Consider the following 2,367-nt stretch of genomic DNA (forward strand, 5'->3'; position numbering starts at 1 on the left):
CGACGACCGGGCGACGCTGCGCGCCCGGCTGGTCGATCTCCTCGAGGCGCTCCCGACGGACGACCCGCGGGTGCTGGACGCCCGCCGGAACCTCGCCAACGCGTTGTACTGAGGCCCGCGGGCCGCCCGCAGTCGGCGTGTCGCCCGCCGTCAGCGCGTGTGCCGCAACCACACCGCGGCGCGGGGGCCGACGGTGATGCCCGCGGAATGGGTGCGGCCGTGGTGGTGCCGCTCCTCCGCGTGGACCCCGCCCAGGTTGCCGGTTCCCGACCCCTCGTAGGCCTCGGCGTCGGTGTTGAGGATCTCCTCCCAGTACCCGGCCTCGGGCAGACCGATCCGGTAGTCGTCCAGGGTGCGGCCCGAGAAGTTCACCACGCAGGCGATCGTGTTGCCCGCGTGATCGGTACGCAGGAACGACAGCGCGTTGTGCTCCGAGTCGTTGGCGTCGATCCACGAGAACCCCGACGGGTCGTCGTCGAGCGTCCACAGCCCGGGGTTCTCCGCGTAGCGTGCGTTCATGTCCCGGACCGAGGCGAGGATGCCGCGGTGGTACTCGCCCTCCCAGCCCTCGAGGTTCTCCCAGGTGACGCCCAGTTCGTCGTTCCACTCGCCGACCTGACCGAACTCCATCCCCTGGAAGATGAGCTTCTTCCCGGGGTGCGCCCACATGTAGGCGTAGAGCCCGCGCAACCCGGCCGCGCGGTCCCACGAGGACCCCGGCATGCGCTGCCACATCGATCCCTTGCCGTGGACCACCTCGTCGTGGCTGAGCGGGAGGACGAACCGCTCGCTCCAGGCGTACATCAGGGAGAAGGTGACCTCGCCGTGGTGGTGTCCCCGGTAGACGGGGTCGAGGCCCACATAGCGCAGCGTGTCGTTCATCCACCCCATGTTCCACTTCATGGAGAACCCGAGACCGCCGGTGTCCGTGGGTGCGGTGACGCCGCCCCAGGAGGTCGACTCCTCGGCGATCATGAGGAATCCGGGGTGCTCCCGGCGCACGGTGGCGTTGACCTCCTGCAGGAACGAGATGGCCTCGAGGTTCTCTCTACCGCCGTAGCGGTTGGGGGTCCACTCGCCCTCGTTCCGCGAGTAGTCCAGGTAGAGCATCGAGGCGACGGCGTCCACGCGCAGGCCGTCGACGTGGAACTCCTCCGCCCAGTACAGGGCGTTGGCCACCAGGAAGTTGCGGACCTCGTGACGACCGAAGTCGAACACGTAGGTGCCCCAGTCGGGCTGCTCACCGCGACGGGGGTCCGCGTGCTCGTACAGCGGGGTCCCGTCGAAGCGGCCGAGGGACCACTCGTCCTTGGGGAAGTGCGCGGGCACCCAGTCCACCAGCACGCCGATGCCGCGCGAGTGCAGGTGGTCGACCACATAGCGCAGGTCGTCCGGGGTGCCGAAACGACTGGTGGGGGCGTAGTAGGAGGACACCTGGTAGCCCCATGACCCGCCGAAGGGATGCTCGGCGACGGGCATCAGCTCGACATGGGTGAAGCCGGTCTCGGTCACGTGGTCGGCCAACTGGTGGGCGAACTCGCGGTAGCCGAGTCCCGGTCTCCAGGAGCCCACGTGGACCTCGAGGACCGTCATCGGGGAGCGCGAGTGGTCGCGCGTCGCCCGGCCGGCGACCCACTCGTCGTCGTTCCACTCGTGGCCGGACGTGAACACCCTGGATCCGGTGGCGGGGGGCACCTCGGTGGCCACCGCGAGCGGATCGGCGTGGTCGACGGTCCGGCCGTCGGCGCCGCGGACGCAGTACTTGTAGACGGCGTCGTCGATCACGTCAGGTACGAACAGTTCCCACACTCCCGAGGCGCCGATCGCACGCATGGGCAGGGCGATCGGGTTCCACCCGCAGAAGTCGCCCACCACGCTGATGCCCCGGGCGTTCGGGGCCCACACGGCGAAGGACGTCCCGGTGAGGGGCCCCCCGGGGGTGTCGTACGTGCGGACGTGCGCACCGAGGACGGTCCACAGCCGCTCGTGCCGGCCCTCGTTGATCAGGTGGAGATCCATCTCGCCGAGAGTGGGCAGGAAGCGGTACCCGTCGGCCACGATCCGCGTGTGCCCGTCCGGGTAGGTCACCCGGAACCGGTAGTCGGGGACGTCCCGCTCGGGCAACCCCGCCCCGAACATGCCGTCGCCGAGCGGTTCCATGGGCACCGTGCGCGTCCCCAGCACGATCTCCACCGAGGTGGCACCGGGCTGCATGGTCCGCACGACCGAGCCGGACCCGGTCGGGTGGGCGCCGTAGACCGAGTGCGGGTCGCGGTGGGTGCCCGAGCGGAGGGCGTCGAGCTCCTCGCGGGGGATCCCGCCCGACGGCGCGTCGGGGGCTGCCGGCGCCGGGGACCGCCCCGCCTC

2 protein-coding genes are annotated in these 2,367 nt (G+C 70.7%); one reads left to right on the forward strand and one right to left on the reverse strand.

Annotation, left to right across the window (positions count from 1 at the left end; all coding sequences use genetic code 11):
* The first annotated feature begins 16 nt into the window (after positions 1–16).
* A complete protein-coding gene (locus G6031_RS14900; RefSeq protein ID WP_277820148.1) occupies positions 17–112 on the forward strand; it encodes a tetratricopeptide repeat protein in 96 nt (31 codons plus the stop codon).
* Between the two features lie 38 nt (positions 113–150).
* Here G6031_RS14900 and glgB read toward each other — a convergent pair whose 3' ends face one another.
* The gene (gene glgB, locus G6031_RS14905) at positions 151–2,316 is read right to left on the reverse strand and encodes a 1,4-alpha-glucan branching protein GlgB (protein WP_182653669.1); all 2,166 of its coding nucleotides are present in this window, start codon (positions 2,314–2,316) and stop codon (positions 151–153) included.
* Positions 2,317–2,367 lie beyond the last annotated feature (51 nt).

Source organism: Dietzia sp. CQ4 (genome assembly GCF_014145125.1).
GTDB classification, from domain to species: Bacteria; Actinomycetota; Actinomycetes; order Mycobacteriales; family Mycobacteriaceae; genus Dietzia; species Dietzia natronolimnaea.